This window comes from Klebsiella sp. C349492, assembly GCF_042055345.1.
Lineage (GTDB): Bacteria > Pseudomonadota > Gammaproteobacteria > Enterobacterales > Enterobacteriaceae > Klebsiella > Klebsiella scottii.
This window is the reverse complement of sequence record NZ_JANQCE010000008.1, coordinates 54527-79624: the sequence shown is the minus strand read 5'-3', so window position 1 is coordinate 79624 and position 25098 is coordinate 54527. Positions and strand designations below refer to the sequence as shown.

Annotated in this window: 22 protein-coding genes; 4 read left to right on the top strand and 18 right to left on the bottom strand. The window is 61.2% G+C overall.

The genetic code is table 11. From position 1 onward, the window contains the following. Position 1: 1 nt before the first annotated feature. The 4 genes from gluQRS to thpR form a co-directional block, all read right to left on the bottom strand. Positions 2 to 883, bottom strand: a complete 882-nt coding sequence (gene gluQRS / locus NWP14_RS23990) for a tRNA glutamyl-Q(34) synthetase GluQRS (RefSeq protein ID WP_095103710.1) — start codon at positions 881 to 883, stop codon at positions 2 to 4. A gap of 58 nt (positions 884 to 941) precedes the next feature. Further along, positions 942 to 1397, bottom strand: a complete 456-nt coding sequence (gene dksA, locus NWP14_RS23985) for an RNA polymerase-binding protein DksA (protein WP_004858018.1) — start codon at positions 1395 to 1397, stop codon at positions 942 to 944. 152 nt (positions 1398 to 1549) lie between these two features. Continuing rightward, a complete protein-coding gene (sfsA, locus tag NWP14_RS23980; protein WP_095103709.1) occupies positions 1550 to 2278 on the bottom strand; it encodes a DNA/RNA nuclease SfsA in 729 nt (242 codons plus the stop codon). After that, positions 2278 to 2814, bottom strand: a complete 537-nt coding sequence (gene thpR / locus NWP14_RS23975) for an RNA 2',3'-cyclic phosphodiesterase (protein WP_095103708.1) — start codon at positions 2812 to 2814, stop codon at positions 2278 to 2280. Before thpR ends, sfsA begins: the two co-directional genes overlap by 1 nt. A 127-nt stretch (positions 2815 to 2941) precedes the next feature. On the opposite strand from thpR, the gene hrpB reads away from it, so the two are divergent. Continuing rightward, on the top strand, positions 2942 to 5386 hold the full coding sequence (gene hrpB / locus NWP14_RS23970) for an ATP-dependent helicase HrpB (protein ID WP_375216111.1): 2445 nt from the start codon (positions 2942 to 2944) through the stop codon (positions 5384 to 5386). Positions 5387 to 5393: 7 nt separating this feature from the next. On the opposite strand, the gene NWP14_RS23965 is transcribed toward hrpB, so the two are convergent. The 13 genes from NWP14_RS23965 to gspC are packed head-to-tail and all read right to left on the bottom strand — an operon-like array spanning position 5394 to position 17048. After that, positions 5394 to 6194, bottom strand: coding sequence for an A24 family peptidase (locus NWP14_RS23965; RefSeq protein ID WP_346430388.1), 801 nt, complete (start codon positions 6192 to 6194; stop codon positions 5394 to 5396). Then, the gene (locus NWP14_RS23960; RefSeq protein WP_375216110.1) at positions 6191 to 6946 is read right to left on the bottom strand and encodes a type II secretion system protein N; all 756 of its coding nucleotides are present in this window, start codon (positions 6944 to 6946) and stop codon (positions 6191 to 6193) included. The genes NWP14_RS23965 and NWP14_RS23960 overlap by 4 nt, the downstream gene beginning before the upstream one ends. Beyond that, complete coding sequence (locus NWP14_RS23955) at positions 6936 to 7427, bottom strand: type II secretion system protein M (RefSeq protein WP_331834584.1); 492 nt, start codon at positions 7425 to 7427, stop codon at positions 6936 to 6938. Before NWP14_RS23955 ends, NWP14_RS23960 begins: the two co-directional genes overlap by 11 nt. Then, the gene (gene gspL, locus NWP14_RS23950; RefSeq protein ID WP_375216109.1) at positions 7420 to 8619 is read right to left on the bottom strand and encodes a type II secretion system protein GspL; all 1200 of its coding nucleotides are present in this window, start codon (positions 8617 to 8619) and stop codon (positions 7420 to 7422) included. The genes NWP14_RS23955 and gspL overlap by 8 nt, the downstream gene beginning before the upstream one ends. Then, positions 8612 to 9592 (bottom strand): type II secretion system minor pseudopilin GspK, encoded by a 981-nt coding sequence (gspK, locus tag NWP14_RS23945; protein WP_375216108.1) that lies wholly within the window; start codon positions 9590 to 9592, stop codon positions 8612 to 8614. Before gspK ends, gspL begins: the two co-directional genes overlap by 8 nt. Then, positions 9589 to 10173: a type II secretion system minor pseudopilin GspJ gene (gspJ, locus tag NWP14_RS23940; protein WP_095104101.1), complete on the bottom strand. Its 585-nt coding sequence runs from the start codon at positions 10171 to 10173 to the stop codon at positions 9589 to 9591. The genes gspK and gspJ overlap by 4 nt, the downstream gene beginning before the upstream one ends. 11 nt (positions 10174 to 10184) lie before the next feature. After that, complete coding sequence (gene gspI / locus NWP14_RS23935) at positions 10185 to 10550, bottom strand: type II secretion system minor pseudopilin GspI (protein WP_095103696.1); 366 nt, start codon at positions 10548 to 10550, stop codon at positions 10185 to 10187. After that, positions 10547 to 11065 carry a type II secretion system minor pseudopilin GspH gene (gspH, locus tag NWP14_RS23930; RefSeq protein ID WP_375216107.1) on the bottom strand — a complete coding sequence of 173 codons (519 nt, stop codon included), beginning with the start codon at positions 11063 to 11065 and terminating at the stop codon, positions 10547 to 10549. Before gspH ends, gspI begins: the two co-directional genes overlap by 4 nt. Continuing rightward, a complete protein-coding gene (gene gspG, locus NWP14_RS23925) occupies positions 11065 to 11487 on the bottom strand; it encodes a type II secretion system major pseudopilin GspG (RefSeq protein ID WP_095103692.1) in 423 nt (140 codons plus the stop codon). The genes gspH and gspG overlap by 1 nt, the downstream gene beginning before the upstream one ends. Positions 11488 to 11507: 20 nt before the next feature. Beyond that, the gene (gspF, locus tag NWP14_RS23920) at positions 11508 to 12722 is read right to left on the bottom strand and encodes a type II secretion system inner membrane protein GspF (protein ID WP_375216106.1); all 1215 of its coding nucleotides are present in this window, start codon (positions 12720 to 12722) and stop codon (positions 11508 to 11510) included. Continuing rightward, positions 12691 to 14217, bottom strand: a complete 1527-nt coding sequence (gene gspE / locus NWP14_RS23915) for a type II secretion system ATPase GspE (protein ID WP_375216105.1) — start codon at positions 14215 to 14217, stop codon at positions 12691 to 12693. The genes gspF and gspE overlap by 32 nt, the downstream gene beginning before the upstream one ends. After that, entirely contained in the window at positions 14214 to 16154 is a 1941-nt protein-coding gene (gene pulD / locus NWP14_RS23910) for a GspD family T2SS secretin variant PulD (RefSeq protein ID WP_331834606.1), read from the bottom strand. The genes gspE and pulD overlap by 4 nt, the downstream gene beginning before the upstream one ends. Before the next feature lie 42 nt (positions 16155 to 16196). Beyond that, positions 16197 to 17048 carry a type II secretion system protein GspC gene (gene gspC, locus NWP14_RS23905; RefSeq protein WP_375216165.1) on the bottom strand — a complete coding sequence of 284 codons (852 nt, stop codon included), beginning with the start codon at positions 17046 to 17048 and terminating at the stop codon, positions 16197 to 16199. 308 nt (positions 17049 to 17356) lie between these two features. Here gspC and pulA point away from each other — a divergent pair, with 308 nt between their 5' ends. Both pulA and gspB read left to right on the top strand, forming a co-directional pair. After that, complete coding sequence (gene pulA / locus NWP14_RS23900; protein WP_375216104.1) at positions 17357 to 20629, top strand: pullulanase-type alpha-1,6-glucosidase; 3273 nt, start codon at positions 17357 to 17359, stop codon at positions 20627 to 20629. A 90-nt stretch (positions 20630 to 20719) separates the two neighbouring features. Continuing rightward, complete coding sequence (gene gspB, locus NWP14_RS23895) at positions 20720 to 21274, top strand: type II secretion system assembly factor GspB (RefSeq protein ID WP_370525585.1); 555 nt, start codon at positions 20720 to 20722, stop codon at positions 21272 to 21274. Between the two features lie 41 nt (positions 21275 to 21315). Here gspB and gspS read toward each other — a convergent pair whose 3' ends face one another. Beyond that, positions 21316 to 21690, bottom strand: a complete 375-nt coding sequence (gene gspS, locus NWP14_RS23890; protein ID WP_095103682.1) for a type II secretion system pilot lipoprotein GspS — start codon at positions 21688 to 21690, stop codon at positions 21316 to 21318. 617 nt (positions 21691 to 22307) lie between these two features. Between gspS and mrcB the strand changes: the two genes are divergently transcribed. Then, a complete protein-coding gene (mrcB, locus tag NWP14_RS23885) occupies positions 22308 to 24857 on the top strand; it encodes a bifunctional glycosyl transferase/transpeptidase (protein WP_375216103.1) in 2550 nt (849 codons plus the stop codon). Positions 24858 to 25098 lie beyond the last annotated feature (241 nt).

Sequence of the window (25098 nt, the reverse complement as noted above, 5' to 3'; positions counted from 1 at the left end):
ATCATAGCTCAGCGGGAGCCATTTGAGAATGCTGGATTTTTTCCGGTTTCCAGTTCGCTACCGCCTGTTTGAGTAAATCATCGATACTCAACGCTCGCCATTCCTGCTCAACATCCTGATTAAGAAACATTAGCGCCCGTATAATTTCGGGACGCGGATCGCCTTCCGGCAGCGCCGGGGCGTGATTTTGTTTGGAGAGTTTATTCCCCTCGGCGTTCAGCGCCAGCGGCAGATGCATATAATCCGGCGCCTGCCAGCCGAAGTGCTGGTAGAGCGAAATCTGCCGCACCGTGGGCTCAATAAGATCGGCGCCGCGGACTATCTCGCTCACTCCCTGGAAACGATCGTCCACCACTACCGCAAGATTATAGGCGAACAGGCCGTCGCGGCGGTGGATAATAAAATCTTCGCGCGCCAGCGGCTCGTCGGCAACGATGGTGCCGCGCAGCTGGTCATAAAACGCGAGAACCGGCCGGGTTTGGCGTATGCGCAGAGCGGCGTTCTGAGCCGGCAGCCGCAGGTCGCGGCAGTGGCCGTCATAGACGCCGCCGACGGAGTGAATACGCGCGCGGGTGCAGGTGCAGTAATAGCAAAGCCCCTGCTCATGCAGCCAGGCAAGGTGCTCGCGGTAGGCTTCATGACGCTGCGACTGCCACAGCACTTCGCCATCCCAGTGCAGTCCGTAGTGCTCAAGCTGGCGCAGAATGGTATCGGCAGCGCCGGGAACTTCCCGCGGCGGGTCGATATCCTCAATGCGTACGCGCCAGATCCCGTTTTTTGCCCGAGCCTGTAGATAGCTGCCGAGTGCGGCAATCAAGGAACCGAAATGGAGTTCGCCGGAAGGTGAGGGGGCAAAGCGGCCTGTATAGCGTGAGTCATTCATGGTCTATAGAGCATGTAGGCGGGAGAAACTCCCGCCGGAGATACGATAGCGAAGTGGATTAGCCAGCCATCTGTTTTTCGCGAATTTCCGCCAGAGTTTTGCAATCGATGCACAGATCAGCGGTCGGACGCGCTTCCAGACGGCGAATGCCGATCTCAACGCCACAGGATTCACAAAAGCCGAAATCTTCGTCTTCGACTTTCTTCAGTGTTTTCTCGATCTTTTTGATGAGTTTACGTTCGCGATCGCGGTTACGCAGTTCCAGGCTGAATTCTTCTTCCTGAGCGGCACGATCTACCGGGTCCGGGAAGTTAGCTGCTTCATCCTGCATGTGTGATACGGTGCGATCCACTTCATCCCTGAGTTGATTACGCCATGCTTCAAGAATACGCTTGAAGTGCGCTAGCTGGGCTTCATTCATATACTCTTCGCCCGGTTTCTCTTGGTACGGCTCCACCCCAGCGATGGCGAGAATACTCAGGGACGATGTTTTACGGTTTTGCCCTTCTTGCATGTTGCTTCTCCTTAACACGCACTATCGATCCCCATGGTGGGGGAAAAATCAGGCCGCTATAAATAGCAGATGCTTTTCCGGATAGCAATTATCTAAACGTTACACTTGACAACCCTGTGAAGAAAAGCGTATTTGCGCTCGCGACCCGGACACTATTTAGCCGTTTGTTTACCGGGAGTTAACACCACGGTAATCGGCTTATTCAGAGTCATCATCTCGGTAGAAAGTTCCGCTTTATATGCGAGAATTTCAACCCCCTTGGTTTGCGCTTCAATCAATAGCTGTGCGTATCTGGCATCAATGTGGTGAGCGGGAGAAAAACGGTCGATCGCCGAATGCAGCACGGCGAACAAAATAACCGCCCGATCTCCCGCTGCCGCCACGCCCATCAGCTCCCGCAGGTGCTTCTGGCCGCGCTCGGTGACCGCATCGGGGAAATAACCGCTCTCTTTTTCCGCTAAGGTAACCGATTTCACTTCAATATAGCAGTTTTGTCGATCTTCTGCCTGTAACATAATATCGATGCGGCTATTCTCACCACCATATTTCACTTCACTTTTCAACGTATTATAGCCAGAAAGTTCGCGAATATTTCCCGCCAGTATCGCCTCTTTCGCCAGCGTATTGGCGCGTAAAGTATTCACGCAAATTGTCGCGCCCTGCTGGGTTTCGGTTAATTCCCAGGTATGGGCATACTTGCGCTTCACGTTGTCAGAGGTCGAATACCAGACGGTATCGCCGGGGGTAGCGCAGCCGGTCATCGCCCCGGTGTTCGGGCAGTGCAGGGTCAGCTCCCGCCCGTCGGGAGTCACAACGTCGGCCAGAAATCGTTTGTAACGTTTAATCAGAACGGCGGACTGGAGCGGTGGGTTGAACTGCATCAGCTTTCCTTGTTGAAGGGATAACGTTCCAGCGCGGTATAGCGGGTACGTCCGCGGGCAAAGCTGGATTCATAAAGTACAAATTCACGGACCGCAAACGTCCAGCTGAAGCCGGGCGGCGGAATGGGGACCGCGCTGCGGGCGTCGCGCAGCAGGGTGATATGCGGGTGGAACGGCTGCGGGCTTTGATAGCAGCCGCTGCGGGCCGCCTGCGCGCGCAGCATGCTGGCCAGCTGCAGCACGCCGCGCGGCGGCTGGCGCGTACCGAGCCACACCACGCGCGAACGCAGCCACTGTCCGGCATCGTCGAGGGTCAGCGTAAAGCCGGGCTGGCGAATGCGTCCCGCCAGCGCCGCTAGCGCGCGCTGCTTATCCGCGCTGACCTCGCCAAGAAACGCCAGCGTCAGGTGCAGATTATCTTTTGCCACCGGCCTGCCGGCGTCATCCGGGAAGCTCAGGGCGCGCCAGTCGACGATCTGTCGCTGCACCTCTTCAGGCAGTTCAAGGGCGAAAAACAGCCTTTTCGGCTCGGACATGATAAATACCCGCTAATCATTTCAGTGCGATGAATGTCAACCTGCAGCGGATCTGCAACGCGAAAGACGACAAGTCTGGCGTGATGCTACAATGCCTGCCCTTGAATGTTAAGCCCTGGAGCCTTTCGTGTCCTCATTGCCGGTTGCTGCCGTCCTCCCCGAACTTCTCTCCGCTCTGCAGCAGGCGCCGCAGGTGTTGCTCAATGCGCCAACCGGCGCCGGTAAATCGACCTGGCTGCCGCTGCAAATCCTCGCGGCGGGCCATATCGACGGGCGCATTATCCTGCTGGAACCGCGCCGGCTGGCGGCGCGCAACGTGGCGCAGCGCCTTGCCGAACTGCTGGGCGAGAAGCCGGGCGATACCGTGGGCTACCGGATGCGTGCGGAAACCTGCGTCGGGCCGAATACCCGAATCGAAGTGGTCACCGAGGGGATCCTGACGCGCACGCTCCAGCACGATCCCGAGCTGAAGGGCGTTGGGCTGGTGATCCTCGATGAGTTCCACGAACGCAGCCTGCAGGCGGATCTGGCCCTCGCCCTGCTGCTCGACGTGCAGCAGGGCCTGCGCGACGATCTTAAGCTGCTGATTATGTCGGCGACGCTGGACAACGATCGCCTGCAGCGGCTGCTGCCGCAGGCGCCGGTGATTACCTCCGCAGGCCGGGCTTTCCCGGTGGAGAAGCGCTATCAGGCGCTCGCCGCACACCAGCGCTTCGATGAGGCGGTGGCGATAGCCGCCGCCGAGCTGCTGCGCCAGGAGAGCGGGTCGATGCTGCTGTTTCTCCCCGGCGTCGGCGAAATTCAGCGGGTGCAGGAGCTGCTGGCCGGGCGGGTTGCCGACGATGTGGCTATCTGTCCCTTGTACGGGGCGCTGCCGCTGAGCGAGCAGCGTAAGGCGATTCTGCCGGCGGCGAAGGGAACGCGCAAGGTGGTGCTGGCGACCAATATCGCCGAAACCAGCCTGACCATTGAGGGGATCCGTCTGGTGGTGGATAGCGCCCAGGAGCGGGTTGCCCGCTTTGACCCCCGCACCGGCTTAACCCGCCTGATAACTCAGCGTATCAGCCAGGCATCCATGACCCAGCGCGCCGGTCGCGCCGGGCGTCTTGAGCCCGGTATTTGCCTGCATCTGATCGCCAAAGAGCAGGCGGAACGCGCGGCGGCGCAGAGCGACCCGGAGATCCTGCAAAGCGATCTTTCGTCGCTGCTGCTGGAGCTGCTGCAGTGGGGATGTCACGATCCCGCCGAACTCCGCTGGCTGGATCTGCCGCCGGAAGCCAACCTGGCGGCGGCCCGACGCCTGCTGACGGCGCTCTCGGCGCTGGAGGGCGGCAGGCTGTCGGCGCGCGGGCGTAAAATGGCCGCGCTGGGCAACGATCCGCGCCTTGCGGCCATGCTGACCGCGGCGGATTCTCCCGATGCGGCGGCAACGGCGGCTAAGCTGGCGGCGATCCTCGAAGAACCGCCGCGCGGCGGCAATAGCGATCTTGGCTCGGCGTTTGCCCGCCAGCAACCTGGCTGGCAGCAGCGGGCGCAGCAGCTGCTGAAGCGCCTCGGCAGCCGCGGAGGCTATCCGGACGCGCAGCGCGCGGCGGCGCTGCTGGCGCCGGCCTTTGCCGACCGGATTGCCCGCCGACGCGGCCAGGAGGGGCGCTATCAGCTGGCAAACGGCATGGGGGCGATGCTTAACGCCGATGACGCGCTCGGACGCCATGAGTGGCTGATTGCGCCTCTGCTGCTGCAGGGAAGCTCATCGCCGGATGCGCGCATTTTACTTGCGCAACCGCTGGATATTACCGCGCTGCTGGAGCAGCTGCCGGATCTGGCGCAGCGCTCCGATACCGTGGAGTGGGATGAGGCCCAGGGAACGCTGAAGGCCTGGCGACGCACCTGTATCGGCCAGCTGGTGATCAAAACTCAGCCGCTGGCAAAACCGTCGGAAGAGGAGCTGCACCGGGCGATGCTCAACGGCATTCGCGATAAAGGCCTCAGCGTGCTGAACTGGACGGCGGAGGCGGAGCAGCTCCGTCTGCGCCTGCACTGCGCGGCGCAGTGGCTGCCGGAGGAGGCGTGGCCGGCGGTTGATGAGGCTTCTCTGCTGGCTACGCTGGAGGAGTGGCTGCTGCCGCAAATGAGCGGAGTGCACTCGCTGCGCGCGCTCAGGGCGCTGGATATTCGCCAGGCGCTGCAAAACTGGCTGCCGTGGCCGCTGCGCCAGAAGCTCGATAGCGAGCTGCCAACGCACTACGTCGTGCCGACGGGCAGCCGGATCGCCATTCGTTACCATGAGGAAAACCCGCCGGCTCTGGCGGTACGCATGCAGGAGATGTTTGGCGAAGCGACGACTCCGATGATTGCCCAGGGCCGCATGGCGCTGGTGCTGGAGCTGCTGTCGCCCGCCCAGCGCCCGCTGCAAATTACCCGCGATCTCAGCGCCTTCTGGCAGGGAGCCTATCGGGAAGTGCAAAAGGAGATGAAGGGGCGCTACCCTAAACACGTCTGGCCGGACGATCCGGCAAACGCCGCGGCGACCCGCCGCACCAAAAAGTATTCGTCGCCGGGTTCGCGCTGAGCCCAGCCTACGACGCCTGGACCCATAAAAACAGGCCGCCGCCGGCCAGCGCCAGCCAGGGGCCGAAGGCCAGCGGCTGATCCAGCGCCTGGCGGGTCAGCCGCCGCTGCAGTAAGGTCCAGATCAGCCCGCTGGCTGAGGCCAGCAGCAGCGTATGCGGCAGCGCCTGCCAGCCGGACCACGCGCCGAGCGCCGCCAGCAGCTTAAAATCGCCATATCCCAGCGCCTCCTTGCCGGTCAGCAGCCGAAATACCCAGTACACCGCCCAGAGCGACACGTAGCCCGCCACCGCGCCGATAACCGCATCCGTCAGCGGCACAAACGCGGCGTTGAGATTAAACAGCAGCCCGGCCCACAGCAGCGGTAGCGTCAGGCAATCGGGGAGCAGCTGCGTCCTGCCGTCGATGATGGCCAGCACCAGCAGGGTGGAAAGCAGCCCCAGCCCGCCCAGCAGCGGTAAACCGGGAGTCAGCAGATACCCGGCGAGAACAAACAGCAGCCCGCAGAATAGCTCGGTCAGCGGATAGCGGCGTGAAATCGGCCGCGCGCAGCAGCGGGAGCGGCCCTTCAGCAGCAGGAAGCTGAACAGCGGGACGTTATCCCGCCAGGCAACGGGTTGCCGACACTGCGGGCAGAACGACGGCGGAAAGCTGAGATTGAGCCGCTCCTGCCCCTCCTCGGCCATTAACATCAGCGGCAGCCGGTAGATCACGACGTTAAAAAAGCTGCCGAAGCACAGGCCAAAAATAAACAAAAAGCAGCCCCATATCAGGGGGAACTGCTGGGAAAATGCGGTAAATAGGGTCATGGTTTCTCCCGTGGCGACCATTTGCCCTGCAGCTGCCAGGGCGTGCGTCCATGTTCATCCTGGCGGCCGCCCTGGGCGATAAGCGCCGCGAGCAGCGTCGGCGTTGACTGTCGGCTCTGCAGCGTGCCGCGAAAGGCGTAGCCGCCGTCAGGCGTGAGGGTGCCCTGTCCGCTTAGGCTCAGCTGATGCGAGTCCTGGCTGATGTTCATCGTCAGCGCGCCCGCAGGCGTACAGCTGAATTTGCCGCTGACGCTGGCCAGCGTCAGGGAGCCGGCGGGCGAGCTCAGCGCCGCATCCTGCCAGCGCGCGCGCCCCTCGGATATCTGCTGGCAGCCGGCATGGCTGAAGCGAGCCTCGGCGATTTCCACCGTAATCAGGCCGCCGGCGTCAACCGCCCCTGCCTGCGCCAGCCCGCGGCCGGCAATACTGGCGGGGACGATAAAGCGGCCATCGCGCAGGGTCAGCGCGCTCAGCCCCTGGAGCCAGGCCTGGCCGCGCAGCCCGCTGGGATCGCTGAACGAAATACGCCAGCCCGGAAGTGCGCCGGAGAAAGCCAGCTGCCAGCGCAGGTGGGCGAGGCTGGCTCCGCGCCAGGCAATATCTCTGGCCTCGCCTCGCCAGACGGTGCCGGCAAGCTCGCCGACGCCGATCCCGGCCGGCAGCGCGGCGGTCAGCAGCCTGGCGGGGGTGGTGAGCAGCATCCACAGCAGCCAGGCGCCGAGCAGAAGTCCGATGGCGGCTTTACTTCTCATGCTGACGCTCGAGGATCAGCGTATTCACCGTCACCCAGCCGGGACGCTGGGGATGCGCGGTGACGGCCAGCGAGGCGGCGTGAATTCCCCCTCGGCCCAGCGCGTCCAGCCATGACATCAGAGCCTGAAAGGTGCAGGCTTCGAGGGTGACGCTCACCCGTATCCCCTGCGGCTGCAGTCGGACGATCGCCAGTTCCTGACGGGCCGCCTCGCGCATGATGATCGCCGAAGGCTCCTCGCCGCTGGCCGCAGGGCCCGGCTGCTGGCGGCTTAGCTGCTGTAGCAGCGGAGTCTGCTGCCGCATCCAGCGCAGGCTGGCCTGCTCTTTGACGAGGGTTTGCCGCCACTGCTGTTCGCGGTTGAGCCACGGCTGCCAGAAGGCGTAATACGCGATACCGACGAACAGCGCGATGGCCATCGCCATCAGCAGGCGCTGCTCCCGCTGCGAGCGCTGCTGCCATAAAATACGCAGGCTATCCATCGTTACCCTCCAGGGAGAGACGCCCTTCAATGCCATCCGCGCGCGGCTTCATTTCGCCGGTTCGTACGCGAAAATGGGGCTGCGCCCGGAGAGTGAACTGCTCCAGCGCCCGGGGCGATACCGCCGAAACGTCGAGCTGCAGGGCGTTGCGCGCGCCATCATAGGCCAATGCCCGCAGGCGAACTCCCGGGGTCTCGGCCACGATTTTTTGCACCAGGCCGATGGTGACGACTGCCGGCGGGTGCGCCGCCGTCTGCTCAAGCTGGCGCAGATGCTGCTGCATCTGCAGGCGCGGATTAATCACCCGGATCTCCGTTTTAAACCACTGGCGATAAAACCCCTGGCTGGCCTGCTGAGCCGCGGCTGCCCGCTGGCCGAGCGCCAGATGATCGAGCACGGCGTTGGTGCCCCACAGCAGCGCCAGCGCGGCGGCTGCGGCCATCGCCGGACGCCAGCGCAGCCCGGCGGGCTGCCAGCGGCGTTTCGGCGCAAAGTCTCCCTGGCGTAAGCAGATGCGCTGCGCCGTCGGATCCGCCGCCGCCGCCAGCTGGAGTAAATCCTGCGCCGCCTGTTCGCGCCACGGCGCCGGGATCGGCGGGGGCGGAGAGTAGCTGTCGATCGGCGGCTGCTCCTCGCCGGGGGAGAGCAGCTCGGCCAGCCAGCCGGCTTCCGCCGCCATCCCGCCCCAGGCCTGGTGGCGAATCAGCCACTGTTCGCCGACCTGCAGCGCGCTCCAGCGGCCCGGAGTGAAGGGGAGGGCCAGCGCATCCGGCGTCAGGGCGAGGATCTCCAGCCCCAGCTCGTCGCAGCGGGCGAGCCACTCGCGCATTTTTTGCCGCTGCAGGGCGGCGACATGGCAGATATTTTTCTGCCGGTGGAGCAGCGCAAAATGGACCTCTTCAACGTCAGTTGCCAGCTGCTCTTCGAGCAGGAAGGGCAGGATCTGCTGCGGGCGCTGGCGCAGGCCGGCGGGCAGCGTCACGCGGTGAAAAGCGCAGTCGCTGGCGGGAACCAATACCCAGGCGGGATAGCGCGCCGCCAGCTCGCGCAGCGTCGGGTCATCGTCACCGGGAGACCATGCGCCGGCGCTCTCCGGCTGTCCGGGCGAGAGCAGGCGCCAGGCTATCGGCCGATCAGGGGCGCCAAGGCGCAAAATGAGCGCCGCGCGCGGCGGCGTTTTATCGTTATTCATCGGCCACTCTGTAAAGTCCATAACGTCGCTGGATAACGCGGAAGCTGCGCCCCTCCAGCTGCAGGAGGCTGCGCTGCTGATAGCGCGCGCTGCCCATGACCACGGTGAACGATGCGACAAAGCGTTCACTATGGACCGTCAGCCAGGGGCGTACGGCGGTGGTGTCGGTGTCCTGCAGCGCCTGCTGGGCTAAAAACGCGGCAACGCTGTTCCAACCGCTTGCCGGACGGGCGCTCAGCAGCTGGCGCGCCTGCTGAATGCTCAGATCGGCGGGAAACAGCGCCGCCAGCAGAGCGGCCTGCGCCGGCTTCAGGGTATTGATATTGATCTGCAGGGCGTCGTTCGGCTGGGCGCAGACGTAGGGCAGCAGACGCTGGTACAGCGCCGGGTCCATCCCGGCGAGCAGGCGCAGCTCGCTGAGGTCCTGGATACTCTGGTTGCCGGTCAGGTAGCCCGGGGACTGCGCCATATAGACCTCGTCTTCCGCGCCGTTAAGCAGCGGCTGACTATCCGCATCGATCCAGTCGCGCAGGGCGGCGGTGAGCTGCAGGGCGCGCAGCGGCTCCGCGCCGAGCTTTTCCAGCAGACGGGTAAAGGCGCGCGCCGCGGCGGGGATCGCTTCGCTTTCATCGGCGGCGGTGCGGTTGATGGCGTTCAGATTGAAACAGGCCTGGTCGTCGGTAATAGTGGCGTAAATCTCACCGTCGGCGAGCGTAAAGCGGCGTCCCTGCTGGGCCCAGTTTTGCGCCAGATGGGTTTGATTCGGCGAATCAAGCGCGTCGCGCTGCAGCAGGGCGGCGACCATCGTCTCCGCGCCCAGCGCGTACCATTTGGCCTGCAGGTTATCGAGGGTGGTGGCCGTTTGCTGGTACATCCGCGCCGTTCTTTCGGTAATGGCGCTCGCCAGCACCATCATCAGGGCGAGGATCAGCAGCACCATCAGCAGCGCGACGCCGCGCTGTCGGCCGTTCACGGCTGGTCTCCGGGGGCAAGCAAAAACAGGCGCGTGATGTCGCCGTAGCCCTTCAGCGTTAAGGTCACTTCAAGCGCCTGCGGCAGATTTTGCGCGGACTCCCAGCGATCCTGCCAGCGGCCGCTGGCGTAAAAGCGCAGGCGGAACGCCTGGACGTCGCGCTGCAGGACCCAGGTCGTCGGCCGGCTGCCGGTGAGCGGGTCCTGCTGGTCATAGCTCAGACGCTCCAGCTGCTGCTGGCGCAGGCGGTAGCTGACGCTCTGGATCTCTGAGCGCGGCAAAATGCCCATCGGGTTTGGCCAGCCGCTGCGGCTAAAGGCTATCGCCCAGTCGTCGCTGCCCAGCAGGAAGCGCCCGGCGGAGAACAGGGCGTCGTCGTTGCGCCCGCGGCGGGGAACGATCTGGTTGAAGTCGGCGGCCATCTGGCTAAAGGTCTGCTGCAGCGCCTGGATCTGCTGCGCTTTTTCTTTGGTGAGCGTATCCGCGCGAATGACGTTTTGCAGTACGCCGATCGCCGCCACGCTCAGCGCGGCGAGGATCGCCAGCGCCAGCAGCATTTCAACGAGGGTAAAGCCGCGCATGGTGCCATTCTTCATGGCCGGGTCACCCAGGTGCGCAGCGAAGAGACCGGAGCCTTATCGCTTTTATCATGGCGGACCTCGACGTCCAGCGCCCGCAGCTGCGGGAGCTCCGTTTCGACGCCCTGCCAGCGGATGTGCCAGCTGCCGCCTGCCGCCTGGACCGTCGTTTCCGAGGGGCTCAACGCCGGCCAGCGGTTTTCCAGCTTCAGCTGGATTAGCTGATTGTCGGCAAGCCATCCGGCGAGGGTTTTCTCCTCCATTCGCCCGAGGTGGCGGGTCTGCTGCAGCGTTGCCTGCATCACGGACAGCCCGGCGAGGGCGAAGACCACCAGCGCGACCATGACTTCGATAAGCGTCATCCCGGATTGTGATTTCATGGACTCTCCTCCCGCTGCGCCGGCTGAATGTCGCCGCGAGCATCAACGTTCAGCGACTGCCCGCTGCCGATGCGCAGCTGAAAGGGAGTCACTTCCCCGCCGGGGAACAGCAGAACGTCGGGCTGTTCGCCCGGCGTCCAGGCGGCGCCATCGGGAAAGCTCAGCGCCAGCGGTTCCGGGGCGGCGCTGCCCGAGGTGGCGAGGCGACCAATCTGCAGCGGCTGCCAGCGGGAGTCCTCCTCGCCGCCGTCCGCTTTGCCAGCCTGGCCGCTCTCGTCTGGGGTCAGCAGCCGCATAAACTGCCAGCGGTCGGGGTGAATCGAGATACCGTAGAACTGGCCGGTCTGCAGCCCGCGGTCACGGACAAAGCTCAGCTGTGCCTGGAAGCGCTCGAGGATCTGCGCCGCGTCATCCTCGCGCGATGGCGGAAACGCCAGCATCACCATGCCCGCGCTAACGCCCATCAGCAGCAAAATGAGCATCATCTCCAGTAGCGTGAAGCCGCGCTGTTGCACTATTTTTTCCCGATATTCCAGTTGCCGAGATCGTCGTTGGTGTCCGGCATGCCGTCCGGCCCGACGCTAAACACGTCGACCTGGCCGTGCTGGCCCGGGCTGAGCAGCTGATAGTCGTTGCCCCACGGGTCCTGCGGCAGACGGCGGATATAGCCGCCTTCCGGATAGTTACGCGCCAGCGGCTCGGCGGTGGGACGGCTGACCAGCGCCGCGAGCCCCTGCTCGGTGTTGGGATAGCGGCTGTTATCCAGCTTGTACATATCCAGCGCGCCTTCCAGCGCCACCAGATCGCTGACCACCTTTTGCCGGTCCGCTTTTTCTTTATTGCCCATCAGGTTAGGTACCACCAGGCTGGCAAGAATACCGAGGATGACAATCACCACCATAATTTCCAGTAGGGTGAATCCACGCTGTCGTTGCATATTTTTCTCCATTAAGACAATTACATACTCATAAGGGTGTTGAGCTGCAGGATCGGCTGCAGAATGGCCAGCACGATAAACAGCAACATGCCGGCCATCGCCACCACCAGCAGCGGCTCAAACAGGCTGAGCGCCATCTGAATTTGCGCGCTCAGCTCGCGGTCCTGGTTATCGGCGGCGCGTTCGAGCATGCCGTTGAGCTCGCCGCTCTGTTCGCCGCTGGCAACCATGTAGCGCATCATCGGCGGGAAAAGGGCGGTGGTTTCGAGGGCGTGGTGCAGGCTGCTCCCTTCGCGCACCGACTCCGCGGCGGTTTCCAGCTGGCGGCGCGCCCAGGTGTTGCTTAACACCTCCGCGCTGATGCGCATCGACGGCAGCAGTGGGACGGCGCTGGCGTTAAGAATGCTGAGGGTGCGGGCGTAGCGAGCGCTGTTGATGCTGCGGGCCACCCGGCCAATCAGCGGCAGGCGCAGCAGCTGTCTATGCCAGATGAGCCGCCGCGCGGGCTGGCGCAAGGCGTAATGCAGCAGCAGCCCGCCCGCCAGCAGCGCCAGCAGTAGCCAGGGCCCGGCGCTGCGGACGATATCGCTCATGGTCATCAGCAGGCGGGTGGAAAACGGCAGGGCCTGCTTGAGATGGACGAACTGATCGACGACCTTCGGCACCACCGTGGAGAGCAAAATGGCGATCACGCTGATGGCGACCAGGGTCAGAACGATGGGATAGATCATGGCCTGCAGCAGGCGGGCGCGAAGCTGCTGGCGCTGTTCGGTATAGTCCGCCAGCCGGTTAAGCACGCCGGCAAGGTGTCCGGAGGTTTCGCCCGCGGCGACCATCGCGCAATACAGCCGATCGAAGCAGGCCGGATAGCCGCGCATGGCCTCCGCCAGGGTATGTCCTTCCAGCACCTTGCCGCGCACCCCGGCCATCAGGGTTTTCAGGTGCGCTTTTTCGCACTGCTGCGCCACGGCATCCAGCGCTTTTTCCAACGGGATTGCCGCCGCTACCAGCGTCGCCAGCTGCCGGGTGAGCAGGGCGAGGTCGCCGGCGCCGGTGCGTCGCGTCAGCAGCAAACGCCCGCCGCCGCGCGCGGGGCCTTCAGCGGCCTTGACCTCAACGGGCAGCCAGCCCTTTTCCCGCAGCAGCTGGCGGGCGTGGCGGGCGGAGTCCGCCTGCTGTACGCCGCGCTGCGTCCTGCCGCGTTCATCGAGCGCCTGGTAGCGAAAAATGGCCATCCTGCTCCCCCTGTGCCGTTTGCTGCTCGGTCACCCTGACCACCTCTTCCCAACTGGTGATGCCGCTCAGCACCTTCTCCAGCCCGGCGCGGCGGAGGGTGATATAGTCCGTCCCCAGCCGCTGGCCCAGCGTTAATTCGTTTTCCCCGCGGTGGATTGCCATCCGCACCCGATCGTCGACCCGCAGCAGCTCGTGGATCCCGGTGCGCCCGCGATAGCCGGTGAAGCCGCACTCCCCGCAGCCCTCGGCGTGCCACATGGCGGTACCGGTCGGGACGCCCATCCGTTTCGCCGTTTCCGCATCCGCCTGCCCCGGTCGACGGCAGTGCGGGCAGAGCCGGCGCACCAGGCGCTGCGACATCACCGCCAGCAGCGAGGTTGACAGCAGAAAAGGCTCCACGCCCATATCCTGCAGGCGCGAGATCGCCCCCAGCGCGCTGTTGGTATGCAGCGTGGAGAGCACCAGGTGGCCGGTGAGGGAGGCCTGGACGGCAATCTGCGCCGTCTCGCCGTCGCGGATCTCGCCCACCAGCACCACGTCAGGGTCCTGGCGCAAAATGGCGCGCAGCCCGCGGGCAAAGGTCATCTCCACCCTGGGGTTGACCTGGGTCTGGCCGATCCCTTCCAGCTCGTATTCGACGGGGTCTTCGATGGTCATAATATTGCGCTCGCGAGCGTCCAGCCGGCTGAGGGCGGCGTACAGGGTGGTGCTTTTGCCCGAACCGGTAGGGCCGGTGACCAGAATGATGCCGTGCGGGCGGGCCATCAGTTCATCGACCTGCTGCAGGAGCGCGGGCGGCATGCCGAGGGTCAGCAGGTCGAGGTTGACGCTGTTTTTATCCAGCAGGCGCAGCACCACGCGCTCGCCGTGGCCGGAGGGCAGCGTCGAGACGCGCACGTCAACGGCGCGCCCGCCGATACGCAGCGCCATGCGGCCATCCTGCGGAATGCGCTTTTCCGCGATATCGAGGTTGGCCATCACCTTAATGCGCGAAATAAGCAGGGCCGCAAGCCGACGCTGCGGGCGGAGGATCTCCCGCAGGACGCCATCAACGCGAAAGCGGATCTGCAGGTGGCGCTCGTAGGTTTCGATATGAATATCCGAGGCCTGCTCTTTGATAGCCTCCGTCAGCATGGCGTTGATCAGGCGGATAATGGGCGCATCGTCCTCGCTATCCAGCAGATCGTCGGTGTCGGGCAGCTCGTCGGCGAGGGTGTATAAATCCAGCTCGTTGCCGATATCGGCCATCATGCGCCGGGCTTCCGCCGAATCACGCTGATAGCTGAGCACCAGCAGCTTCTCGAACTCATCGGCGGCCAGCCGCTGGACCTCGATCGGCATATCCGCTACCCGGCGCGCCTCAAGCAGCGCCGCTGCCGGGGCGTCGGCGAGGCAGCGGACGGCGCAGGTCGCGCCATCGCTCAGCAGGATAATGCCGTGGGCGCGGGCATAGACGAAAGGCAGCAGCGGGCGGCGTTCCGCCGCTGGCGTCATGGTTTGCCTCCCAGGTTGAAGGCATCGATGGCGGCGCCGATCCGACGAAACGCGGCGGTATCCTGCTGGGGGTAGATATGCAGCAGGTCATCGTTCAGCGACGCTTCCGTGCCGTCTTTGCCGCGCTGTTTGGTTTGTGCGTCGTTAAAGGCGGTGTACTGACCCGAAGAGGCCTGCCGGTAGCCATCGCGATCGCGAATAATGGTCGGCCGGATAAACAGCATCAGGTTGCGTTTGGAAACCTTTTTGCTGGTGGAGCGGAACAGGGCGCCAATCAGCGGAATATCGCCGAGCAGCGGGACCTTGTCGGCGGAGTCGGTGACGCTTTTGTCCAGCAGCCCGCCCACGACGACGGTTTCGCCGCTGCCGACCAGCACCGCGTTGTTAACCGTGCGGGTGTTGAAGGTCGCGCCTAAATCCGAGCTGGTGCTGGAGGCGGAGTCGGCGACGCTGGAAACCTCCTGCTCAATTTCCAGCAGCACCGAGTCCCCTTCGTTAATCTGCGGCTTGACCTTCAGCTTGATGCCGACGGTTTTTCGTTCGACGGTATTGAAGATGTTATCGCCGGAGGTGGTCTGCGAGCCGCTGAGCACCGGAACCTCCTGGCCGACGTTAAAGGTCGCCTCCATGTTGTCGAGGGTGACGATGCTGGGGGTGGCGAGAATATCGTTTTTGCTGCTGCTGGAGAGGGCGGTGAGCAGCATCGCCCAGTTCCCCTGATAGAACCCGGCGGCGATGCCGTTAAAGGAGCTTAGCGCGCTGGCGAGCGAGCTGGTGACCGTGCCGTCTTTGTTGTACTGGTTGGCGCCGGCAATGGCCGTTGAGATCGGCAGCCCGCTGTTGTTGAACTGGGTCATGCCGGCATTTTTGTTGGCCCACTGTACGCCCAGATTGAGGCCGTCGGCGTCCTGAACCTCGGCAATAATGGCTTCAACCAGCACCTGCGGACGGCGAATATCCAGCTGAGCGATGACCCGCTCTAGGTCGTTCATGACGTCCGGGGCGGCGGTCACGATCAGCGCGTTGGTCTGGCCGTGGGCTTTGATGATGATGTTTTTATCCAGCGCCGCCACCGGCTTCGCGCTCTGCTTTTCGCTCTGCATGCTGCTGCTGATGCCGGTTAGCACCTCCACCAGATCGGCGGCTTTGGCATACTTGAGGTAGATAACCTTGGTGTTTCCCTGTACCGCCTGCTGGCGGTCGAGCTGCCTGATCATGGTGATGATGCGCTGGCGGGAGTTCGGTTCGCCGCTCACCAGCACCGAATTGGTCCGCTCGTCGGCGACCACGTTCGCCACCATCGAACCGGGGAGCGCGGATTTGCTGGTGTCTTTGTTCAGCTCATTCACCAGCTTGACCACGTCGGCGGCGGAGGCCCAGGAGAGCGGGACCGTCACCACGCTGCGATCGCCGGCGTTATCAACGCGCTCGACGATGGTCAGCAGGCGCTTAATCACCGCCGCGCGTCCGGTCATCAGCAGCACGTTGGACGGCTCGTAGTGCACCACGCTGCCGGCCCCGGCGTTGTCATTGAGCTGTCGCAGCAGCGGCGCGAGATCGCGGGCGGCCACGTTGGTCAGCGGTACCACCCGGGTAACCACCTCATCGCCCTCGCCCGGCGAGGCGTCGCTGGCGACCGGGACCGCCGCGGTTTTGGCATCTTTTGAACGCACGACCTTCAGTACGCCATTATTCATATTGATAACCGCAAAACCGTAGACGTCGAGGACGCTGAGGAAGAACTGATAATATTGTTCTTCATTGAGCATATCGTAGCTGCGAACGGTAATTGTGCCGCGTACGCTGGGGTCGATAATGACCGTCTTATTGAGGTTTTTGCTGACGGTATTAATAAATTCCTGAATATCGGTGCCCTTGAAGCTGGCGGAGAATTCTTCTGCGCCGGCGGGTTTGAATAACAGCGTGCTGAATATCATCAGCAGCGTGAAAAGCAGACGGAAATTTATGGTCCTGCGCAATTATTCATCCCTCAAGGCTAAATAGATATCCTGCCGCTGACCATCGCGTTCGACGGTTAGCGTTATTTCGCTGAGCTCGGGGAGCTGTTTTAATGCTTGCTGAGCCTGCTGCCGATCGCGAAGATCGAGGCCATTCATGGCGACCGCCAGATCGTTTTCATGTAAGCCGGACTGACGAAAAAGAGTGGGGTCTTTTCCCGGATTGAGTCGATATCCGCTGAGCTGCTCATTAACCATAATCGGGGAAATATTGAGATAGTTGAGAATATTTTGCGGCTGTTCGCGCAGCTGTTTAACCCACGCTTTCGCGGGCGGCGTCAGGGCGGGTTTCACGCCCGCGGCGGCGTCGTCAAAGAGCGGTATCGCTTCGTTTCTGCCCCGGTAGTTAACGATCAGGCGATCGTTGAGAATAGCGACTATTTTGGCTTCGTTACCCGGCGTGCTGTCGCCAACGCCCAGGCTAACCTGTTGATTCCCTTTTGCCACGATGGCAATCGACCGCGCGGCATCGCTGCTGACGAGCAGGCCGGTGATCCGCAGCTTCAGGGCGGAAAGCGGCGCCTGGGCCAGGCTCTTACCGTCGGTGGATACGCCCGATGCCGGAGGCGTTTTTTCCGCGCTGCCAAATAGCGTAAACGGCGCTAATTCCGTTTGTCGAATAGCGATCGGGGGAGCGAAAATCGTCGCGGCGTTAATCGCCATAGCCGCAGGATCTACAGGGAATATAATCCGCCAGCTTAATTTGGCGAGCTGCTGAGCGATAAGTAATAATATGACGAACATCACAATATGAGGAGTGTTGTTAATTATTGTTTTATTTGTTAGTGTTAACCTCATCACAGAAAAAGGTATTTTAATTCTTTTTCTCATCCTGTTTTCCCCGGGGCGGCATCGCTTCCCTACCTGTATTGGTGGGTGGCTTTTTATATTTAGATCTTTTATTGCGAAATTCTTGATTAGTCGCCGCAAAGCATAATGAGTTTCGCTATCCGGGTCGTCATTCCCTTTTTATTTTTACTCCCCCGGCCGCCTACGCCCCCCCATTAATTGTTAATGGATGATTGAATCGCTGAAAGCAAAAATATCTAATTGCCGGCGCTTTACAGATAAACATCTTCTCTTACCTTTCATAATTTATTAAGCATATTAGGGACTATCGAATGCTCAGATATACCTGTAATGCCCTATTCCTTGGCTCGTTGGTTTTACTTAGCGGCTGCGATAATAGTTCTTCATCTTCTTCCTCTGGCTCACCTGACACTCCCGATAATCAGGATGTCGTTGTTCGTTTACCCGATGTGGCGGTTCCCGGTGAAGCTGCCACGGCTTCCTCTCAGCAGGCGGTCATTCATCTGGTTGATATTGCTGGCATTACCGGCACCACCGCCGCGGATTACAGCACCCGGAACCTCTATCTCTGGAATAATGAAACCTGCGATGCGTTAAGCGCGCCGGTGGCGGACTGGAATGACGTCAGCACCACCCCGAGCGGCAGCGATAAATACGGCCCGTACTGGGTGATTCCGCTCAATAAAGAGAGCGGCTGTATTAACGTCATCGTCAGAGATGGCACCAACAAGCTGATCGATAGCGATCTGCGCGTGTCGTTCGGCGACTTTACCGACCGCACGGTCTCGGTTATCGCCGGCAGCGGCTCGCTATATGATACCCGCGCGGATGCGTTTCGCGCCGCGTTTGGCGTGGCGCTTGCCGAGGCCCACTGGGTTGACAAGACCACTCTGCTGTGGCCGGGCGGACAGGACAAACCAATCGTCCGCCTTTACTACAGCCACAGCAGTAAAGTGGCCGCCGATAGCGAAGGGAAATTTACCGATCGCTATCTGAACCTGACCCCCACCACCGTCAGCCAGCAGGTGAGCATGCGCTTCCCGCAGCTCTCCAGCTATGCCGCGTTTAAGCTTCCGGATAATGCGCCGGTTGATGAACTGCTGCAGGGCGAGACGGTGGCGATCGCCGCGGAGAAAGACGGCATTCTGATCTCCGCCACCCAGGTGCAGACGGCGGGCGTGCTGGACGATGTCTACGCGCCGCCGGCGGAGGCCCTCAGCTACGGGGCGCAGGTGAGCGATGGCGGGGTTAATTTCCGCCTTTGGGCACCTACCGCGCAGCAGGTCGACCTGGTGCTGTATAGCGCTGATAAAAAGGTGCTGGCCAGCCATCCGATGACCCGCGACGCGGCCTCGGGCGCCTGGGCATGGCAGGGCGGAAGCGACCTGAAGGGGGCCTTCTATCGCTATGCGCTGACGGTTTATCACCCGCAGTCGCGCAAGATTGAACAGTACGAGGTGACCGACCCTTACGCCCATAGCCTCTCCACCAATTCGGAGTACAGCCAGGTTGTCGATCTGAACGACAGCGCGCTCAAGCCCGACGGCTGGGATAGCCTGGCGATGCCTCATGCGCAGAAAACCAAAGCCGATCTGGCGAAGATGACGATTCATGAATCGCATATTCGCGATCTTTCTGCCTGGGACAGCACCGTTCCGGCCGAGCTGCGCGGTAAATATCTGGCGCTCACCGCTCAGGACAGCAACATGGTGCAGCATCTGAAAAAGCTCTCCGCCTCCGGAGTGACCCACGTTGAGCTGCTGCCGGTCTTCGATCTGGCGACGGTCAACGAGTTCAGCGACAAAGTGGCCGACATCCAGCAGACGTTCAGCCGCCTCTGCGAAGTCAACAGCGCGGTGAAGAGCAGCGAATTTGCCGCTTATTGCGCCAGCGGGTCGACGGTGGAAGAGGTGCTTAATCAGCTGAAGCAAAGCGATAGCCAGGATAATCCGCAGGTTCAGGCGCTGAACAGCCTGGTCGCGCAGACCGATTCCTATAACTGGGGCTACGATCCGTTCCACTACACGGTGCCGGAAGGCTCTTACGCCACCAACCCGGAAGGGACCGCGCGGATCAAAGAGTTCCGTACCATGATCCAGGCGATTAAGCAGGATCTGGGAATGAACGTGATCATGGACGTGGTGTACAACCACACCAATGCCGCCGGGCCAACTGACCGGACTTCGGTGCTGGATAAAATCGTCCCCTGGTACTATCAGCGTCTGAACGAAACTACCGGAAGCGTTGAATCGGCGACCTGCTGCTCGGACTCCGCGCCGGAGCATCGGATGTTCGCCAAGCTTATCGCCGACTCGCTGGCGGTATGGACCACCGATTACAAAATTGACGCCTTCCGTTTCGACCTGATGGGCTATCACCCGAAAGCGCAGATCCTGTCGGCGTGGGAGCGGGTGAAGGCCCTAAATCCGGATATCTACTTCTTCGGTGAAGGCTGGGATTCCGGGCAGAGCGACCGTTTCGAAATCGCTTCGCAGATCAATCTCAAAGGCAGCGGTATCGGGACTTTCTCCGATCGTTTGCGTGACTCGGTGCGCGGCGGCGGTCCGTTTGACTCCGGCGATGCGCTGCGTCAGAACCAGGGGATCGGCAGCGGTGCTGGAGTATTGCCTAACGAGATCGCCAGCCAGAACGAAGATACGGTGCGCCATCTTGCCGATCTGACGCGTCTGGGAATGGCCGGAAACCTGGCCGACTTTGTGATGGTTGATAAAGACGGCGCGGTGAAAAAAGGCAGCGAGATTGACTACAACGGCGCGCCGGGCGGCTATGCGGCTGACCCGACGGAGGTTGTTAACTACGTCTCGAAGCACGATAACCAAACGCTGTGGGACATGATTAGCTACAAAGCCGCGCAGGAGGCCGATCTCAATACCCGCGTGCGGATGCAGGCGGTATCGCTGGCGACGGTGATGCTGGGTCAGGGGATCGCCTTCGATCAGCAGGGGTCGGAGCTGCTGCGCTCTAAATCCTTCACCCGCGACTCCTATGACTCCGGCGACTGGTTTAACCGCGTCGACTACGCCATGCAGGACAATAACTTTAACGTCGGGATGCCGCGCAGTAGCGATGACGGCAGCAATTACGATCTGATTTCCCGCGTTAAGGAGATGGTGGCGACTCCCGGCGAGCCGGAGCTGCAGCAGATGACCGCGTTCTATCAGGAGCTGACCCAGCTGCGCAAATCATCCCCGCTCTTCACCTTAGGTGACGGCAGCGCGGTGATGAAGCGCGTCGATTTCCGCAATACCGGAGCCGACGCGCTGGCTGGTCTGCTGATCATGACCATCGATGATGGCGTCCAGGCGGGAGCGAGCCTCGACGGCCGGGTGGACGGCCTGGTCGTGGCGATCAACGCGGCGCCTGAGAGCCGGACCCTCCATGATTTCAATGGTGAAAACCTGCAGTTGAGTTCCGTTCAGCAGGCGGCGGGAGAGGGGTCGCTGGCGAACGGCGTCGAGATCGCTGCCGACGGCGCGATTACGCTGCCTGCCTGGTCCGTTGCGGTGCTGGAAAAACCGCAGGGCGACGCGCAGGGCGCGGGCCTGCCGGTAAGCAGTAAGTAAAGCGTCTCTTTAGCTGACCCGCATGAAAGGGGTCAGGCAGCCCGGCGCTCAGAGCCGGGCTGCGGTTTTTCCGGTATCAGGAGAGAGGGTGTGATGATTCGCCATGATGAAGAGTGCCCGACGCCCGCGGCGGACATCCGGGATGCGGGAGCGCCGGTGATGGTCGGCGGAATGGTGCAGGTTCCCTGGCTGACCGTCCCGCTCTACGCCGCGCTATTTATCGCGCTGGGCTGGTTTAGCGGCGAGCAGTGGCGAAATGCGCCGGTCGCGCAAACGTCGATGGTGCCGGTGGCGCACGCGGCGCTGGTGCCGCTTAGCCATTCTGCATCGGCCCCCACTCCGGCTCCGGCAAAGGCTCCGACAAAGGAAAAGGGGCAGGCCAGCGTGGAGGAGGAGAGTTCAGAGGAGGATTATTTACCGGCACTGCGCTACAGCGCGCATATCTACGCCTCGCGCGAGGATAAGCGCACTATTGTTATCAACGGCCAGTCCTGGCAGGAAGGGCAATCACCGCTGCCGAATCTGGTGATTGAGCAGATTCAGCAGGATTTAACCGTGTTTAGCTTTAAGGGCAATACGTTTACTCTGGCGGCGCTGGATGACTGGCCGGGAGGTATTATTGCGGATAGTCCGCAGGGGCAATAAATTGCGCGGCAATAAAACGCAAAATAACCGGCTGCGACATTTTATTGACGACCTAAGCCAGCAATAAATGGCGCCAGCTGGCGATTAAACTGACTGCATTTGGTTGTTTCCGGAGTACTGTCCTGCTGCAGCTGTTGATACATCTGCGCGCTGCGCTGAGCCAGGGTCGCGTAATCGATATTTCCCCATCCTCTTTTTTTCCCGACATTCCACGCGGCCTGGGTAAGGGCTTCGTCTGCGGGCAGATCGCTGCGATTGCATCTGTTCTTCAGATAGCGGGCGCCTGCGGCCACGGATGAGAGCTGCTCAAGCTGCGCCTCGCTGCTGACGGCAGGGCTTAAGGTTGAGGAGCGATTCTGCTGGCACCCTGCAAGAGCGGCAATCATGATAAGCGGAAATATAACGAAAGTTCGCATAATATTAAGCTGGAATGGTTAACTGAAGGGTAGTTTAACAAATATTTCCACGGAGTCATCAGTAAATATTATTATATATAATTGTTAAGCGGCTCCCACTTTTATCCGCGGATGGTTTAAGGTTTATCTTTACTTCCGGAAAAATATTTATTGTCACAGTCCGAATATAATATTTCATGCGCCGGGAAGTTTTAGTTTTTATCGTCGGCGTGGGGGGCGAAAATTCTGAAGCGCACGGAGACGCGGTGAACATTTTTTATGTTATTAAAAAACATAATATTTTCCCTTTTGTTACGCCTCGAGGGAGTAAAATGCTGGTTAAGCATATCCTGGTTTAGTGCTATCCTGTGTTCCCTGGACTATTAGTGCTATGTCCCAAAATTCTCTGCAGGTGAAGTATGTAAGATACTGATTTGTTTTATGATTTTTTTAACTAAACTCATGAGCAAATCGATCATAACTGCGCCCTGAGACGCTGAGCGCGCGAAGTACAGACAATAGATGGTCGCCTGCAGGATAAGACCCCACGGGCGTGAATTTGAGAGATATCTTCTTCCTCTGGCAGGGGGAAGCATTGAGAATCAGGCTTTTACGCCTGAAAGTTGCGGAGAAAGAGCATGGCGGGAGATGACCGCGAGCCTATCGGACGTAAGGGTAAACCCTCGCGTCCGGCTAAACAAAAAGTGACTCGTCGTCGGGTTCGGGACGAGGACTACGACGATGATTACGACGACGATTATGAGGACGAAGAGCCGATGCCGAAGAAAGCGAATGGCAAAGGTAACAAGCCCCGGCGTAAACGTACCTGGCTGTGGCTGTTAGTCAAGCTGGGGATTGTTGTCGCGGTGCTGGTTGCCGCTTACGGCGTCTACCTCGATCAGAAGATCCGCAGCCGCATTGACGGCAAGGTTTGGGAACTTCCGGCGGCGGTATATGGCCGGATGGTCAACCTCGAACCCGATATGCAGGTCAGCAAAAACGAAATGGTGCGCCTGCTGAACGCCACGCAGTATCGTCAGGTGAGCGCGATGACGCGCCCGGGCGAATATACCGTGCAGGCCAACAGCATTGAGATGATCCGCCGTCCGTTTGATTTCCCGGATAGTAAAGAAGGGCAGGTGCGCGCGCGCCTGACCTTTGATGGCGATCGCCTGGAAACGATCGAGAACATGGAGAATAACCGCCAGTTTGGCTTCTTCCGCCTCGATCCGCGGCTGATCACCATGCTGCAGTCGGCAAACGGCGAGCAGCGCCTGTTTGTTAAGCGCAGCGGCTTCCCGGATCTGCTGGTTGATACCCTGCTGGCGACCGAAGACCGCCACTTCTACGAGCATGACGGTATCAGCCTGTACTCGATTGGTCGTGCGGTGCTGGCAAACCTGACGGCGGGGCGCACGGTGCAGGGCGCCAGTACCCTGACCCAGCAACTGGTGAAAAACCTGTTCCTCTCCAGCGAGCGCTCCTACTGGCGTAAAGCCAACGAAGCCTATATGGCGCTGATCGTTGATGCCCGTTACAGCAAGGATCGCATCCTTGAGCTGTATATGAACGAGGTGTACCTCGGTCAAAGCGGCGATAACGAAATTCGCGGCTTCCCGCTGGCAAGCCTTTACTACTTTGGCCGCCCGGTGGAAGAGCTGAGCCTTGACCAGCAGGCTCTGCTGGTGGGGATGGTAAAAGGCGCATCGATTTATAACCCGTGGCGTAATCCGAAGCTGTCGCTGGAGCGTCGTAACCTGGTTCTGCGTCTGCTGCAGCAGCAGAACGTCATCGACCAGGAGCTGTACGACATGCTGAGCGCCCGTCCTCTGGGCGTGCAGCCGCGCGGCGGCGTAATTTCTCCGCAGCCGGCGTTTATGCAGATGGTGCGCCAGGAGCTGCAGGCGAAACTGGGCGATAAGGTGAAAGATCTCTCCGGCGTGAAGATCTTTACGACCTTCGATTCCGTTGCCCAGGATGCGGCGGAAAAGGCGGCCACCGAGGGGATCCCGGCGCTGAAGAAGCAGCGTAAGCTGCCGGATCTGGAAACCGCGATGGTGGTCGTTGACCGCTATACCGGCGAGGTGCGGGCAATGGTCGGCGGCGCGGAGCCGCAGTTTGCCGGCTATAACCGTGCGATGCAGGCCCGTCGTTCGATTGGTTCTCTGGCTAAGCCGGCGACCTATCTGACCGCGTTAAGCCAGCCGAACCAGTACCGCCTGAATACTTCGATTGCCGATGCTCCGGTGACGATCCGTCTCTCCAACGGCCAGACCTGGTCCCCGCAGAACGACGATCGTCGCTTTAGCGGCCAGGTGATGCTGGTTGACGCGCTGACGCGTTCGATGAACGTGCCGACCGTCAACCTCGGGATGGCGCTGGGCCTGCCGGCGGTCATCGATACCTGGGTCAAACTGGGGGCGCCGAAAGACCAGCTCAGTCCGGTACCGGCGATGATCCTCGGGGCGTTGAACCTGACGCCGATTGAAGTGGCGCAGGCGTTCCAGACCATCGCCAGCGGCGGTAACCGCGCCACGCTGTCGGCGCTGCGTTCGGTGATCGCCGAAGATGGCACCGTTCTGTATCAGAGCTATCCGCAGGCGGAGCGGGCGGTTCCTGCGCAGGCCGCATACATGACGCTGTGGACCATGCAGCAGGTTGTGCAGCGCGGGACCGGTCGTCAGCTTGGGGCGAAATATCCTGGCCTGCATCTGGCGGGTAAAACCGGGACCACCAACAACAACGTTGATACATGGTTCGCCGGTATTGACGGAAGCCAGGTGACGATTACCTGGGTTGGTCGCGATAACAACCAGCCGACGAAGCTGTACGGTGCCAGCGGCGCGATGTCTATTTATCAGCGCTATCTGGCCAACCAGACGCCAACGCCGCTGGTGCTGACGGCGCCGGAAGATGTGGTGGACATGGGCGTAGACAGCAGCGGCAACTTCGTCTGTAGCGGAGGGATGCGTACGCTGCCGGTATGGACCACCGCGCCGGATGCGCTCTGTCGCCAGGGTGAACAGATGCAGCAGCAGCAGCTGGAGCAACAGCAGCAGAACAATCCGTTTAATCAGTCCGGCCAGCAGCCTCAGCAGCAGCAGCCAGCGACTCAGCAGCAGCCGCCGAAGCAGGAAAAAAGTGACGGCGTAGCGGGCTGGATTAAGGATATGTTCGGCAGCAATTAACTATCCGCTTGATTCTTCAAGCCGCCTCGCTGCAGCTTGCATGATGGTGCGAACAGGTTGTTGCAACACTGGCCCTCTGATACTTCAGTATCAGGGGGCTTTTTCATTTATGTAGATTACTTAACAGCCACTTAACCCCACAATTACCGTCTGGTTATTTATTCAGCCTTTGATATCTTCGCGATGGCATATCGCTTGCCTTGCATTTCGCGTTTCGCCTATTATGTCAGCCGTCATAATA

Coding starts and splice junctions, on each gene's coding strand:
- gspE (WP_375216105.1), bottom strand. CDS start 14,217: ATGACGCCAGCGGCGGAACGCCGCCCGCTGCTGCCTTTCGTCTATGCC.
- NWP14_RS23965 (WP_346430388.1), bottom strand. CDS start 6,194: ATGACCCTATTTACCGCATTTTCCCAGCAGTTCCCCCTGATATGGGGC.
- pulA (WP_375216104.1), top strand. CDS start 17,357: ATGCTCAGATATACCTGTAATGCCCTATTCCTTGGCTCGTTGGTTTTA.
- NWP14_RS23955 (WP_331834584.1), bottom strand. CDS start 7,427: ATGGATAGCCTGCGTATTTTATGGCAGCAGCGCTCGCAGCGGGAGCAG.
- gspI (WP_095103696.1), bottom strand. CDS start 10,550: ATGAAATCACAATCCGGGATGACGCTTATCGAAGTCATGGTCGCGCTG.
- dksA (WP_004858018.1), bottom strand. CDS start 1,397: ATGCAAGAAGGGCAAAACCGTAAAACATCGTCCCTGAGTATTCTCGCC.
- mrcB (WP_375216103.1), top strand. CDS start 22,308: ATGGCGGGAGATGACCGCGAGCCTATCGGACGTAAGGGTAAACCCTCG.
- gspF (WP_375216106.1), bottom strand. CDS start 12,722: ATGGCCATTTTTCGCTACCAGGCGCTCGATGAACGCGGCAGGACGCAG.
- sfsA (WP_095103709.1), bottom strand. CDS start 2,278: ATGCAGTTCAACCCACCGCTCCAGTCCGCCGTTCTGATTAAACGTTAC.
- pulD (WP_331834606.1), bottom strand. CDS start 16,154: ATGATATTCAGCACGCTGTTATTCAAACCCGCCGGCGCAGAAGAATTC.
- gspS (WP_095103682.1), bottom strand. CDS start 21,690: ATGCGAACTTTCGTTATATTTCCGCTTATCATGATTGCCGCTCTTGCA.
- gspG (WP_095103692.1), bottom strand. CDS start 11,487: ATGCAACGACAGCGTGGATTCACCCTACTGGAAATTATGGTGGTGATT.
- thpR (WP_095103708.1), bottom strand. CDS start 2,814: ATGTCCGAGCCGAAAAGGCTGTTTTTCGCCCTTGAACTGCCTGAAGAG.
- gluQRS (WP_095103710.1), bottom strand. CDS start 883: ATGAATGACTCACGCTATACAGGCCGCTTTGCCCCCTCACCTTCCGGC.
- gspL (WP_375216109.1), bottom strand. CDS start 8,619: ATGAATAACGATAAAACGCCGCCGCGCGCGGCGCTCATTTTGCGCCTT.
- gspJ (WP_095104101.1), bottom strand. CDS start 10,173: ATGCGCGGCTTTACCCTCGTTGAAATGCTGCTGGCGCTGGCGATCCTC.
- NWP14_RS23960 (WP_375216110.1), bottom strand. CDS start 6,946: ATGAGAAGTAAAGCCGCCATCGGACTTCTGCTCGGCGCCTGGCTGCTG.